The 13052-nt window shown below is 69.3% G+C and carries 11 protein-coding genes and 1 tRNA gene; 6 read left to right on the top strand and 6 right to left on the bottom strand.

Annotated elements, in window-relative coordinates; all coding sequences use genetic code 11:
• Nucleotides 1-38: 38 nt before the first annotated feature.
• The 3 genes from ACH4KB_RS00600 (at nt 39) to ACH4KB_RS00590 (ending at nt 4892) form a co-directional block, all read left to right on the top strand.
• Nucleotides 39-2306, top strand: a complete 2268-nt coding sequence (locus ACH4KB_RS00600) for a heterodisulfide reductase-related iron-sulfur binding cluster (protein ID WP_398062226.1) — start codon at nt 39-41, stop codon at nt 2304-2306.
• A gap of 308 nt (nt 2307-2614) precedes the next feature.
• On the top strand, nt 2615-3808 hold the full coding sequence (locus ACH4KB_RS00595) for an FG-GAP repeat domain-containing protein (protein ID WP_398062224.1): 1194 nt from the start codon (nt 2615-2617) through the stop codon (nt 3806-3808).
• 118 nt (nt 3809-3926) lie between these two features.
• Entirely contained in the window at nt 3927-4892 is a 966-nt protein-coding gene (locus ACH4KB_RS00590; protein WP_398062222.1) for a Yip1 family protein, read from the top strand.
• 146 nt (nt 4893-5038) lie between these two features.
• Here the strand turns inward: ACH4KB_RS00590 and ACH4KB_RS00585 are convergent, their stop codons facing one another.
• Both ACH4KB_RS00585 and dcd read right to left on the bottom strand, forming a co-directional pair.
• Nucleotides 5039-5539, bottom strand: a complete 501-nt coding sequence (locus ACH4KB_RS00585) for a phosphoribosyltransferase (protein ID WP_398062220.1) — start codon at nt 5537-5539, stop codon at nt 5039-5041.
• Between the two features lie 6 nt (nt 5540-5545).
• On the bottom strand, nt 5546-6121 hold the full coding sequence (gene dcd, locus ACH4KB_RS00580) for a dCTP deaminase (RefSeq protein WP_007452873.1): 576 nt from the start codon (nt 6119-6121) through the stop codon (nt 5546-5548).
• A 648-nt stretch (nt 6122-6769) separates the two neighbouring features.
• On the opposite strand from dcd, the gene ACH4KB_RS00575 reads away from it, so the two are divergent.
• A tRNA-Gly gene (locus ACH4KB_RS00575) sits at nt 6770-6843 on the top strand.
• A gap of 47 nt (nt 6844-6890) precedes the next feature.
• Here ACH4KB_RS00575 and ACH4KB_RS00570 read toward each other — a convergent pair.
• The 4 genes from ACH4KB_RS00570 to ACH4KB_RS00555 form a co-directional block, all read right to left on the bottom strand.
• The gene (locus ACH4KB_RS00570; protein WP_398062219.1) at nt 6891-7586 is read right to left on the bottom strand and encodes a hypothetical protein; all 696 of its coding nucleotides are present in this window, start codon (nt 7584-7586) and stop codon (nt 6891-6893) included.
• A 77-nt stretch (nt 7587-7663) separates the two neighbouring features.
• The gene (locus ACH4KB_RS00565; RefSeq protein ID WP_030595208.1) at nt 7664-7939 is read right to left on the bottom strand and encodes a hypothetical protein; all 276 of its coding nucleotides are present in this window, start codon (nt 7937-7939) and stop codon (nt 7664-7666) included.
• A gap of 773 nt (nt 7940-8712) precedes the next feature.
• Nucleotides 8713-9174 (bottom strand): hypothetical protein, encoded by a 462-nt coding sequence (locus tag ACH4KB_RS00560; RefSeq protein ID WP_398062217.1) that lies wholly within the window; start codon nt 9172-9174, stop codon nt 8713-8715.
• Nucleotides 9171-10412: an FAD-dependent monooxygenase gene (locus ACH4KB_RS00555; protein ID WP_398062215.1), complete on the bottom strand. Its 1242-nt coding sequence runs from the start codon at nt 10410-10412 to the stop codon at nt 9171-9173. Before ACH4KB_RS00555 ends, ACH4KB_RS00560 begins: the two co-directional genes overlap by 4 nt.
• An 83-nt stretch (nt 10413-10495) precedes the next feature.
• Between ACH4KB_RS00555 and ACH4KB_RS00550 the strand changes: the two genes are divergently transcribed.
• Both ACH4KB_RS00550 and ACH4KB_RS00545 read left to right on the top strand, forming a co-directional pair.
• Nucleotides 10496-11086, top strand: coding sequence for a TetR/AcrR family transcriptional regulator (locus tag ACH4KB_RS00550; RefSeq protein ID WP_398062213.1), 591 nt, complete (start codon nt 10496-10498; stop codon nt 11084-11086).
• A gap of 427 nt (nt 11087-11513) precedes the next feature.
• Nucleotides 11514-12893 carry an FAD-binding oxidoreductase gene (locus ACH4KB_RS00545; RefSeq protein WP_398062211.1) on the top strand — a complete coding sequence of 460 codons (1380 nt, stop codon included), beginning with the start codon at nt 11514-11516 and terminating at the stop codon, nt 12891-12893.
• The last annotated feature ends 159 nt before the right edge of the window (nt 12894-13052 follow it).

The raw sequence follows: 13052 nt of genomic DNA, 5'->3' as shown, positions 1-13052 counted from the left end.
AACTGGATCCCGCTCTCGCAGGCCCGAGGAGCCCCGAAATGCAACTCGCCGCGATCATTGTGTCGCTGGTGCTGACGGTCGTCGGCGTTGCGCTCATCACCCGAGCCGTCGCGCAGATCTACCGCTTCGTCCGTCTCGGACAGCCGGTACCAGCAGGCAGCCGCACCGACGACCCCAAGCAGCGGACGATCACCCTGGTCAAGGAGTTCCTCGGCCACACCCGGATGAACCGGTGGGGAATCGTCGGCTTCGCCCACTGGTTCGTCGCCATCGGCTTCCTGACGCTGCCGCCCACGCTGCTCCAGGCGTACGGACAGCTCTTCCAGGCCGACTGGGTGCTGCCGATCATCGGCGGCTGGCTGCCGTTCGAGATGTACATCGAGTTCATCGGCCTGATGACGGTCGTCGGCATCGTGGCCCTGATGGCGATCCGGCTGCTGAACCTGCCCTCCCGGGCCGGCCGCAAGTCGCGCTTCGCGGGCTCGAAGGCCTGGCAGGCGTACTTCGTCGAGTACATCATCCTGATCATCGGCCTCGCGATCCTGGTGCTGCGCGGCCTTGAGGGCGCGATCCACCACGTCGAGAGCTACGACGCCGCGTACTTCGTGTCGTACCCGCTGGTCCTCGCCTTCGAGGGGCTGAGCCTCGGCACGCTCCAGACGCTCATCTACCTCACCGCGATGATCAAGATCGGCACCTCGCTGATCTGGATGATCACGGTCTCGCTCAACACCAACATGGGCGTCGCCTGGCACCGCTTCCTCGGATTCCCGAACATCTGGTTCAAGCGGAACGCCGACGGCGACGTCGCGCTCGGCGCGCTCCAGCCGATGACGTCGGGCGGCAAGGAGATCGACTGGGAGGACCCGGCCGAGGACGCGGTGTTCGGCGTCTCCCAGGTCGAGCAGTTCTCCTGGAAGGGCATCCTCGACTTCTCCACCTGCACCGAGTGCGGCCGCTGCCAGTCCCAGTGCCCCGCGTGGAACACCGGCAAGCCCCTCTCTCCCAAGCTCCTGATCATGTCGCTGCGCGACCACGCGCACGCCAAGGCCCCCTACCTCCTGGCCGGCGGCGGCAAGGACATGGAGGGCAACGAGAAGGCCACCGAGGAGCAGCTCAAGGACGTTCCCGCGGCCGCCCTCGCCGAGGCCGAGCGCCCCCTCATCGGCACCGCCGAGGAGAACGGCGTCATCGACCCGGACGTCCTGTGGTCCTGCACCACCTGCGGCGCCTGCGTCGAGCAGTGCCCGGTCGACATCGAGCACATCGACCACATCGTCGACATGCGCCGCTACCAGGTGATGATCGAGTCCTCGTTCCCGTCCGAGGCGGGCACGATGCTCAAGAACCTGGAGAAGAAGGGCAACCCCTGGGGGCTGGCCAAGAAGGCGCGCGTCGAGTGGACCAAGGAGGTCGACTTCGAGGTCCCGATCGTCGGGAAGGACGTCGAGGACCTCACCGAGGTCGACTACCTGTACTGGGTCGGCTGCGCGGGCGCCCTGGAGGACCGGGCCAAGAAGACGACCAAGGCCTTCGCGGAGCTGCTGCACATCGCGGGCGTCAACTTCGCGATCATGGGCGGCGACGAGAAGTGCACCGGTGACTCCGCCCGCCGCCTGGGCAACGAGCCGCTGTTCCAGCAGCTCGGCCAGGAGAACGTGGCCATGCTGAACATGGCGTACGGCGAGGACGATGAGGACACGACGACGAAGAAGCCCAAGTCGTCGAAGAAGATCGTCGCGACCTGCCCGCACTGCTTCAACACGATCGCGAACGAGTACCCGCAGCTCGGCGGCGAGTACGAGGTCATCCACCACACGCAGCTGCTCCAGCACCTCATCGACGAGGGCAAGCTGATCCCGGTGACCCCGGTCGAGGGCCTGATCACGTACCACGACCCGTGCTACCTGGGCCGTCACAACAAGATCTACACCCCGCCGCGCGAGATCATCGCGAAGGTCCCGGGGCTGCGGAACGAGGAGATGCACCGCCACAAGGAGCGCGGCTTCTGCTGCGGCGCCGGTGGCGCCCGGATGTGGATGGAGGAGCGGATCGGCAAGCGCGTCAACAACGAGCGCGTCGAGGAAGCCCTCGCCCTCAACCCGGACATCGTCTCCACCGCCTGCCCGTTCTGCCTCGTCATGCTGACCGACTCCGTCAACGGCAAGAAGAACGACGGCCAGGCCAAGGAGTCCATCCAGGTCGTGGACGTCTCGCAGCTCCTCCTGGAGTCCGTGAAGACCCCGGCCGATCCGGCCGGCGAGTCGGAGCAGGTGGACGCGCCGGAGCCCGAACCGGCAAAGTGACGTAACGCGTCGACGCGATGAGCGGCCGGACCTGCCTCGGGGGCAGGACCGGCCGCTTCTTCGTGGGGCACAGCGGCCCCGCCCGCCGGACGTGACGGCCGCCGCAGGCCAACTGTGAACTCGGACATGTACGCGACGACGTATCTGGAGCATCATGTGCCCCGGAGCCGCCCGGCCACGGGTCGGGTCGGAAACCCCGCGCCGGCCGAAGGCGGACAGCGAACGCCGAAGGCGGCCAGCGAACAGCAGGCGGCGGGCGGCGGGCGGCAGCACACGCCGGACAACGAACGAGCGACGAACGAGGCCCCGTGCGCCCACGCACCACGCACCCGAAGGCAGCGGTCACCACCAGGGCGACGGCCGCCCTCGCCGCGGGCTGCGCCGGTCTGCTGCTCTCCCTCACCGCCTGCGAAAGCCCCTCGGCCACCGACGCACTCTCGTCCGCCGACGCACCCTCGTCCGCCACCACCTCCGGACCCGCCTCCGCGTCCGGCGCCAAGAACGGCGACACCCCGCCGAAGGCGCACCCCCCGACCCGGGCGGACACGGCGCGCACCCCCGTACCGCGAGGATCCGGCAGCCGCGTCCCGTACGACTTCAACGGCGACGGCCACCGAGACCTGGTCATGGACGACCTGGTGAAGGCGCCCGGGGAAAGCCAGGGCGACGACGCGGGCATCGGCGTCGTCTACGGCTCCGAGGACCGCGACCGCCCCCTGGACCCGGCCGCCCGGCAACTGCTGAGCGCCCGGGCGAACGCGGCGAAGTCCGGCGACACCCTGCCCGCCGCGTTCGACGCCGAGTCGGCCTGCGACCTGGACCGGGACGGCTTCACCGACCTGATCGTCTCCACCGACCCCCCGTACAACGGCGTCGGCGCCCCGCCCGTCCCCCTCCAGATCCTCTTCGGCTCCCCGCAGGGCCTGACGGGCAAGGCGGTCACGGTACGCATCCCGCGGCAGGCCCGGTTCGGCAACGACTGGCCCGAGCAACCGGTCTGCGGCGACTTCGACGGCGACGGCAAGGCCGACCTCGCGGTCACCGCCGGCACCGGCCAGGTCACCTTCCTGCACGGCCCCTTCACCCGCGCCGGGGCCCCGCGCAGCGCGGAACTGCTCCCCGACGGCGGCCCGTACCTCTACGCCCCCGAGCCCGGGCCCGACACCGACGGGGACGGCTACGACGACCTCGTCGCCGCCGCCCGCCCGCACGCCCCCGGCCAGGCGGCCAGGGGCACCCTGCTGCTCGGCTCCGCGCAGGGCCCGGCCCGGCCGGGCGGCGCCTACGCGGTCAGGGCGGAGGAACTCCCCAGCGCGCCGTTGAACGCGACGGGCACCACCCGCACCACCCTCCTGGACCACGGCGACTACGACGCCGACAAGAAGCAGGACACGGTGGTGCGGACGTACCGGGGCGAGCGCCAGGACCTGATCGCCCTCTACACGGCGGGTAACACGGACAGGCCGGCACTCACCTTCTCCACGGCGCTGTTCCTTCCCTGAACTCTCCCTCCCGGGGCCCGAGGTGCGGCCCCTAGGGGATGTCACAGCTCGGCCGCAAAGGCGGACGGGTTCCCCCGGCCCCCACCCCCCACCCCCGGGGACCAGGTACGTTCGACGGGTGGCTGGATTCAGGATCGGACGCGGCCGGGACAACCGCACCCCGCAACAACCGCAGCAGCGGCAGCAGCCGTACGGAGGGCAGGCACCACAGCCGCCGTACGGTGCTCAGCCGTGGCCGACGGCAGGAAGCCCCGGCAACGCCGGAGCGCCACCGCCGTACGGGCCGCCGCAAGGCGCCCCGTACAACGCGGGCGGCGGCTACGCGGGCCCCGGACCGGGCGGACAGGCCGGACACGGCCAGGGCCCCCACGGCCACGGCGGCCACGGCGAGCCGGAGTACTTCGGCGACCCGTACGCGGACCCCGCGCCCCATGACCCGTACGCCAACAACCCGGGCCACACGCAGGCGTTCCGCGTCGACGAGGACCCGTACAACGGCGGCAACACCTACCAGGCCGGCTCCGCCCCCGTGCCGCCAGCGGGCCCGCGCCTGCGCTGGAAGGAACTGCTGACCGGCATCGTGGCGCGCCCGGGACCGACGTTCTGGCAGATGCGGGACTACCCGGTCTGGGGCCCGGCGCTGGTCGTCACGTTCGTCTACGGCCTGCTGGCGCTGTTCGGCTTCGACCAGGCGCGCGAAGAAGCGATCAACGCGACGATCTCGACGGTCATCCCGTACGTCCTCTTCGCCGGCGTCGGCTTCGTCATCGGCGGCCTGGTCCTCGGCGCGGTGACCCACACCCTGGCCCGCCAGCTCGGCGGCACGGGCTCGTGGCAGCCGACGGTGGGCCTGTCGATGCTGATCATGTCGATGACCGACGCCCCGCGCCTCCTCTTCGCCCTCTTCCTGGGCGGCGAGAACTCCCTGGTCCAGATCGTGGGCTGGGTGACCTGGCTGGCGGCCGGGGCGCTGTTCACGTCGATGGTCAGCAAGTCGCACGACCTGCCGTGGCCGAAGGCGCTGGGAGCGTCGGCAATCCAGCTGATCGCGCTGCTGTCGATCATCAAGCTGGGCACGATCTAGTAAGTAGGCCCCGTACGCACGAGAAGGCCCCCGGAGCGCGGAACGCGCACGCACTCGGGGGCCTTCTCCCGTACACGGACACGGGGCTGTGTGACGAGGGGGCAGGGGCCACCGGACCACTTGGACCACCGGACCACCGGGGGTGCCTACGCGTCGAGAACCTGCCCACCCCGCCGCACGACGGGCTTCTCCACGCTCCACGGGAAGTTGATCCACTGATCGGTCTTCTTCCACACGTACTCGCACTTCACGAGGGAGTGGGACTTCTCGTAGATGACGGCGCTGCGCACCTCGGCGACATGGTCGATGCAGAAGTCGTGGACGAGCTTGAGCGTCTTGCCCGTATCAGCGACGTCATCCGCGATCAGGACCTTCTTCTTCGAGAAGTCGATCGCGTTCGGCACGGGCGCCAGCATGACGGGCATGTCCAGGGTGGTGCCCACCCCCGTGTAGAACTCCACGTTGACCAGATGGATATTCTTGCAGTCGAGCGCGTAGGCGAGCCCGCCGGCGACGAAGACGCCACCCCGAGCGATGCTGAGGACGACGTCGGGCTCGTACCCGTCGTCGGCGACGGCCTGCGCCAACTCGCGCACGGCCCGCCCGAAGCCCTCGTAGGTCAGGTTCTCCCGCACGTCACTAGCCATGGTTGATCACACCTGGGTCCGATGGAAGTTCTGGAACGACCGCGAGGCCGTCGGCCCCCGCTGCCCCTGGTACCGCGACTCGTACCGCTCGGAGCCGTACGGGAACTCGGAGGACGAGGTCAGCTTGAACAGACAGAGCTGCCCGATCTTCATGCCCGGCCAGAGCTTTATCGGCAGGGTCGCGAGGTTCGACAGCTCCAGGGTCACGTGCCCGGAGAACCCGGGGTCGATGAACCCGGCCGTCGAGTGCGTCACCAGCCCGAGCCGCCCGAGCGAACTCTTGCCCTCCAGCCGCGAGGCCAGATCGTCGGGGAGCGAGATCACCTCGTACGTGGACGCCAGCACGAACTCCCCGGGGTGCAGGATGAACGCCTCGTCGCCCTCCGGCTCGACCGTACGGGTCAGATCGGGCTGTTCGACGGCAGGATCGATGTGCGGGTACCGGTGGTTCTCGAACACCCGGAAGTAGCGGTCCAGCCGCACGTCGATGCTCGACGGCTGCACCATCGAAGGGTCGTACGGATCAATACGGACTCGGCCGGTGTCGATCTCGGCCCGGATGTCCTTGTCTGAGAGAAGCACCTCCCGAGGATACGCAGAACGCGCGAGCCCGCCCCAACCGGACCACCCGCGCGCCTGCGGAACACCTCCGCCCCGCTACCTACGCACCCTCTCGCACCCGCCACCACAGCCGCCGACCACGACGCACGTGCCCACAACGGCTACCGCCACCACTTGCCCGAGCCGGCTGTCCCGCGACCACTGCCACCGCCACGGCCTACCGCTGCCCACTCCCCCTACTGTCACTACCCCCTGCGCCCTACCGCTTCTCGAACGCCACCGGCACGGCCTGCCGCAACCGGGCACACCGAGGACACCGGATCAACCGCCCGGGCCCGATCCGGTCGGCCCCGAGCTGCTGCAGCGGGAACGACGAGGTAGCGAAAACATGCCCTTCGGCACAGCGGACGACGGTGCGCTCCATCGGATCCATCAAGTCCCTTCCCCAACCACATATGGACGAGAAAGCCACATTAGGGGATGAACGGGATGCCACTCCACGCGGCACTCCGACCACCCACGCTACGCCCCCAACTCCCGCCCATCACACCCCCATCCACAACCCCTCCCCCACCAGACACACAGCACGAAGGCCCCGCGGCTCATCCGCCGGGGGCCTGGCATGGGGTAGAGTGTGGAACGATGCAGCGCCGGTGATCGGCATGCTTCGCGGGTGTAGTTTAATGGTAGAACATGAGCTTCCCAAGCTCAGAGCGCGAGTTCGATTCTCGTCACCCGCTCCATGATGAAGGCCCTGGTCAGAGACCAGGGCCTTGTTTTGTTCCGGCTGCTACGGCTCTGTGTCGAGGACTCGGGCGGCCTCGCGGGGGTCCATCAGGTTGGACCAGGCTTGTTCGGCGGGGAGCAGGTCCCGCTCCGGCAGGGTGTATTCGGGGTACCAGCCGTCGGCCTCGCAGCCGGGGACGTTGCGCAGGATCAAAGTGGTGAGGTTCGGCGGGACCGAACCCGTGATCCGCACCGCGAGGTACGTTTCGTGGCCGTCGTCGGCGCGGACCTGGAGGCCGACGGTGAAGGTGTCGAAATCCACTGTGTGCTCCTGACCGTCCCGGAGGGTGGCACGGCTCAGGGTCAGAACCGCAGTGCGGAGTCGCCGCACGAAACGGACTCCCGCTTCGGCGCGATAGCGAACGTGGTCCTCGCGAGCGGGGAGCAAGTGGGCGGTGTACGTGGCGGACTTGAGCGCTTCGGCGTTGCCGGCGTTGTAGCGGGTTCGGGCGGTCTTGCCGTCGGCTTCGAGAGCTGCGTAGAAGTCGTCGGTGGAGCCGTCCTCGCGGTGGCCGGCCGCCACCAGCCACGGAAGATCGGCGTCCACCCAGACCGCCCCGCGCCAGCGCTGGACCTTCACCTTGAACAGCACCTGGTCATCGACAGCGCGGATGCGCTCGTGCTTGGCATCGTCCGCCGTGAACTGCTCGGCGGTCTTCGCCAGGATCGGGTGCTCGATCTCGTCCAGGGGGTCGGTCACCGCTGGCAGGGGGAGTCCGAGGTCATCGCGTAGGCATCGCAAGGTGGGCCTGGCGGGCCGCGTCGCGGCGGAGCCGGTCATTCGTCGATCCCGCCGACCGCGTCGATCTCCTCCGATGTCAGACCGGTCAGGAGCATGACGTCCGACTTCAGGGAGCCGTCCAGGACGCTGAGCGCCTCCACCATGCCCTCACGCAGATCCTCACGCCGTTGGTCCAGGTAAACCCGTACCGCCTCCGCGACCAGGTCCTTCTTCGTCAAGCCCAGGAAATGTGCGCCCTGGCTGATCAACTTGTCCGTCGCCGGGTCCACCTTGAGCGGCGACTGCCGGGGCGGCTTCGAAGCCGTGGTCATAAATCCCACCTCCGCATCCACGGTACCTTAGTACCTCATGGTGGGCCGTGCTCGTGACCGCAATGGGACACGGTCCGCCGACCGTCGGCACCACGGCTCCGGATCGATGACGGTCGACCGGATTGCCCGTCGCCAGATCGCCAGAGATGAAATGGCACGACGGCAGGCGCCTGGTCCAGCGCGGTGACACTTCTCCACCCACGCCACAGCGGCATCGATCACCCCCGTGCCCCATCCGTGCCCTTCGGAGCGGATAGCAGCGGACAAATACGGTAGCCAGAGACCACACCAACCTCGACCGCTCCACTCAAACATGCAGGTCAGGGCCACTACAGCCGTTCAAGAACCGTTGATTCCCAAGCTCAGAGCGCGAGTTCGATTCTCGTCACCCGCTCTTCCAGGAACTCCCAGGTCATCGGCCTGGGAGTTCGTCGTTGTCTGGACTTTCCCAGCGTCGAGCACTACCTCCGCACCACCTGATCACTTTTCGCACTCTTCGCGCGTTCTATTGCGGGCCGGCCGCTCGCACCATCCGGTCCAGCCTGCCCGCCACCTCTTTCTGGCGCTCGTGGACGGCGTGTTCCTGGTCTAGGGCGCGTTGCAGGTGCCGCAACGTGACTGCGGGCAGCGTCGAGCCGGGCTTCTGCCCGCAGGTCCTCGACGGCACCGGCCAAGAGGGGTCCGGCAGCGTGCCCGGGAAGGGTGTGAGCCCGCCTCGGTGCCTGAGGGCGCACGGCGCCTCAGCGTGCCGACCGTGCATGGCCGCCCGTACGTCAAGCTGCGGCGGCCCTCCGCAGCGAGAGGGCGAAAGCACAGCTGGTGACGGTGAGGATGACGATCGGTGGAACTGGCAGCAGAAGGAGCGATGTTGCCAGAACGGTCAGGGAGACCAGCAGGGCGATCCCTCCGAAGACGGTACGCCGCTGGACGAGGGCGGGGGCATGACGGACGGCGGCGAGCATGAGCAGGCCGCAGGCGACGGCGAAGAGCGCCATCGCGATGCTCATGCCATGGGTGACGTCAAGGGCGGTGCGGTCCAGGCCCAGCAGGGCGAAGCTGGACTCCCGCAGGGCCGTGTCGGCCGCTCGTCGCTCCGGTGTCATGGTGGCCGAGGCTTCGGCGGCGGAGAGAGCGAGGTGGCCGACCCCGAGGAGAACGAATCCGTAGGCGCCTGCTCTGAAGAGCCGCACCGGGTCCGCTCCGGCGGAAGTCCGGGTGGGAATCTCCCTGCTCATGACTGCTCCTCGGTATCGACGGACGGGTGTGTGGCGGGGGCGGAGGATGGGTGCGGAGCCGGACCGGGAACCGGGGCCGGACCGGGTGGGGGCTGCCAGCCGAGGAGGGTGTCCAGCCCTCTCCTCGTGACCGCCGAGGGCGTGGCGCGTACGGCGAGGTTCCGGGCGGACACCGCCAGAGGGTGGGAGAGCCGGGCAAGGTCCCCCATGCGTCGGGAGTGGCGGCTGATCCGCGTGGTGCGCCCGTGTCGGGCCTCCGTGTAGGCGGCGAGCGCGGCCGGTACGTCGGGATCGCCCGCGAGGAGGTGGGCCAGGACGACCGCGTCCTCGATGGCCTGGCAGCCACCCTGGCCCAGGTTGGGCGTCATCGCATGGGCGGCATCACCGAGCAGGGCCACCCGGCCGGAGTTGAACCGGGGCAGCGGCGGGGCGAGTTCGTAGAGGTCGTGGTGGAGTATGCACACAGGGGCGGGCCTACGACGCTCCAGATGCTCCAGCAGTACGGGTATCGGATCGTGCCAGGCGCCGAAGCGCCGGCTCAGCTCTGCGGAGTGGTCGGTCGGCCGGGTACCGGGGCCGGTGACGGCGGTCGCGTACACATAGACCCGTCCGTCGCCGAGGGGGACGATCCCGAACCGCTCCCCTCTCCCCCAGGTCTCGGCAGCCGGCAACGCGGGCAGGGCGACGTCGGACAGCACTGCCCGCCAGCCGGTCTCACCGGCGTGGCGCGGACCGGCGTGGCCCGGGAAGAGCTGCCCGCGGAGCACGCTGCGCAGCCCATCGGCCGCCACGACTGCATCGGCGCGCAGGTCCCCCGCCGACGTACGCACCACCACCGCGCCCCCGGCGTCGTCCACACCGCTCACCGAGACGCCCAGGCACAGCGCGCCGGGCGGCAGGGCGGCGGCGAGGACGTCAATCAGGAAGCCGCGATGCACGGCCCGCGAGGGAAGACCGTAGCGGGAGGCCGTGGCTTGGGCCCGGCTCAGCCATGCGCCGTCGGGGGTACGGAGCCCGAGCGGACCGACCAGGGGCTCACCCACCGACACCTCAGGCCCCAGGCCGATTGAGTGCAGGGCGCGCAGGGCGTTGGGGGCAAGCACGATGCCGGCACCGATACCCGCCAGGACGGGAGCCCGCTCGCACACGGTCACCCGCCACCCCCGGCGGCTCAGCGCCACCCCTGCGGCCAGGCCTCCGATCCCCCCTCCGGCCACAACAGCATGACGAACACCCATACTGACCGCCTCCCGCCCCCACCAACACCCTCTACATTCGTAGAGGGTCATGTTCGGCACTCTACACCTATAGAGTGCCGAGCATGTCTACTCCCCTCCCCGATCGCCGGGACCTGATCGCCGACACGGCCATCGCCACCGTGGCCGCCGCCGGGCTGCGAGGCCTGACCCATCGCGCGGTCGACACGGCGGCGGGGCTGCCCGCCGGCAGCACGTCGTACTACTTCCGCACGCGATCCGCCCTGATCGGCGCCTGCTACCTCCGCCTGTCCGCCCTGACGGTCGCCGATGCGGACCGCTGGGAAACGGAGTACGGCACCCCGGACCCGGACTCGGCCGCCGAGGCTCTGGCCGCACTGCTGCACCACTGGCTCACCGTGGAGCGCAACCGGCAGCTGGCCCGCTTCGAGCTGAGCCTGGAGGCGACCCGCCGCCCGGAGCTCCGCGCCGACCTGGAGACCGCCGGCCGGGCCGCACGCTCCAGGGCGGCCGCGCTGCTGACGTCGCTCGGTGCCCCCGACCCGGCACAGGCGGCGGACCTGCTCGTCGCCTGGACCGACGGCCTGCTGTACGACCGCCTCGCCGGCGCCCCGGCCGCGAGCCGCCCGGCACCGGACCCGGCTGAACTGACCCTGGTTGCACGGAAGATGCTCGACGCCCTGCTCGCCCCCTGAGACACGCCATCACCCCGGAACGCTCGCCCTGCGCGCCCGGGGCGCCCCGCCTGGATCCGCGCCCGCCCCTCGCCCCTCATGGCGAGTACACGGCCGCGGGCCCTCAGCGATCACGCTCAACTCCGGCCACGGGTGCCGCAGAAGGGCGGATCGCTCACTTACCTCTGATGCTGGACCTACGAGACCGGCCACCGGGGGTGCCGGGCGGCCAGGCCCTCCGAGTCACCCATGCCGTCGACCTGGTCCCTACCGTTGGTGCCGCGTGGATGTTCCCGAAGCTGTCGAGTTGAGCATCCGACTCATGGGCGTAGCGTGGAAGGGAACCAGGCCAGGCACAGCCGGGTCGGAGAGTGACCGGGGGAGCATGGGCCGATCTCGGTGCTGAGGGCTGGGTGTCTCGGGAGTTCGCGGCACCGACGCGCAAGGAGTGAGGTTGGTGAACAGCTCATCGATCGAACGGTTGCGGGAACGCGTACGGGGGCCGGTAGTCACTCCTGACAGCGATGGCTACGACGAGGCGCGCAAGGTCTACAACGCCATGATCGACAGGCGACCGGCTGCCGTCGTGCAGTGTGCCCATGCGGGCGATGTCATGAATGCGGTCGATTTCGCACGTGACAACGACCTGGACCTCGCGGTGCGTGGTGGTGGGCACAGTGTGCCCGGCTTCGGGACCTGCGACGACGGCGTGGTGGCCGATCTGTCCGGCATGAGAGGCGTCCGCGTCGATCCCCAGCGACGGACCGCGCGTGTGGGCGGCGGAGCGACCTGGGGCGACTTCGACGCGGCGGCGCACGCGTTCGGTCTGGCGACCACGGGCGGGATCGTCTCCACCACCGGCGTCGCGGGACTCACCCTCGGTGGCGGCATCGGATACCTCACCCGCAGCCTGGGCCTGAGCTGCGACAACCTGATCTCGGCCGATGTGGTGACTGCGGAGGGCAAGCTACTCGTCGCGAGCGAGCAAGAACACGACGACCTCTTCTGGGCCATCCGCGGCGGCGGCGGCAACTTCGGCGCGGTGACATCGTTCGAGTTCCGGCTCAGTCCGGTCGAGAACATCTATGGCGGGCCCATCCTGTACGAGTTGGAGGATGCCGGCACGGTTCTGCGTTCGTTCCGCGAAATCATCGCCGACGCCCCGGAGGAACTCGGCGGCTTCCCCGCCTTCCAGATCGCCCCACCTCTGCCGTTCATACCTGAGAACCGGCACGGCGACACCTTCATCCTGATCGTCGCGTGCTGGGCCGGCCCCATGGATGAGGGAGAGCGCGCCGTCCAGCGGTTCCGCGATATCGCACCGGTGGTTGCCGAGCACGTAGGCCCGATGCCGTACTCCGCGCTCAACAGCGCGTTCGACGCGCTGGTGCCGCCTGGCCTGCAGCATTATTGGAAGGCCAACTTCGTGACAGAGCTCAGTGATGCGGCGATCACAGCACACCTCGATCACGGGCCTCGGCTACCCGCCATGAATTCGACGGTGCACATCTACCCGATCAACGGGGCCTGCCACCGCGTGGCATCGCAGGACACGGCCTTCGCCTACCGGGATGCCACGTTCGCCACCGTCATCGCCGGAATGTGGCCGGACCCTGCCGACAACGAGGCCAACACCGCCTGGGTGCGTGACTACTACCAGGCCACCGCTCCGCACTCGGAGGAAGGCGGGTACATCAACTTCATGGCCGAGGACGACCAGGACCGGATCAGGGCCAACTACCGGGGCAACTACGAACGCCTCGTAGAGGTCAAGAGGGCCTACGACCCCAGCAACCTGTTCCACGTGAACCAGAACATCAAGCCGTAGGGGGCCTGCTGCTTGCCGTCCAGCGGCACCGGCCCGGAGCCTCACTCGCTACGGACGGCCGGAGAGCGACCGCCCCCATGTATCCACCCGGATCATGCCACCGCGGGCGTCACGGCTGGGGGCCTGAGACCCGAGCCATCATGCGCATACTCCAGTATG

The organism is Streptomyces sp. NPDC017520, assembly GCF_044329855.1.
Classification (GTDB): domain Bacteria; phylum Actinomycetota; class Actinomycetes; order Streptomycetales; family Streptomycetaceae; genus Streptomyces.
The sequence above is the reverse complement of the archived record's forward strand: the minus strand, read 5'-3'. Positions and strand labels throughout refer to the sequence as shown.

Excerpts from the sequence above, each read along its gene's own strand:
- ACH4KB_RS00555 (WP_398062215.1), bottom strand. The coding sequence starts at position 10,412 with ATGGGTGTTCGTCATGCTGTTGTGGCCGGAGGGGGGATCGGAGGCCTG.
- ACH4KB_RS00585 (WP_398062220.1), bottom strand. The coding sequence starts at position 5,539 with ATGGCTAGTGACGTGCGGGAGAACCTGACCTACGAGGGCTTCGGGCGG.
- ACH4KB_RS00560 (WP_398062217.1), bottom strand. The coding sequence starts at position 9,174 with ATGAGCAGGGAGATTCCCACCCGGACTTCCGCCGGAGCGGACCCGGTG.
- ACH4KB_RS00565 (WP_030595208.1), bottom strand. The coding sequence starts at position 7,939 with ATGACCACGGCTTCGAAGCCGCCCCGGCAGTCGCCGCTCAAGGTGGAC.
- ACH4KB_RS00550 (WP_398062213.1), top strand. The coding sequence starts at position 10,496 with ATGTCTACTCCCCTCCCCGATCGCCGGGACCTGATCGCCGACACGGCC.
- ACH4KB_RS00600 (WP_398062226.1), top strand. The coding sequence starts at position 39 with ATGCAACTCGCCGCGATCATTGTGTCGCTGGTGCTGACGGTCGTCGGC.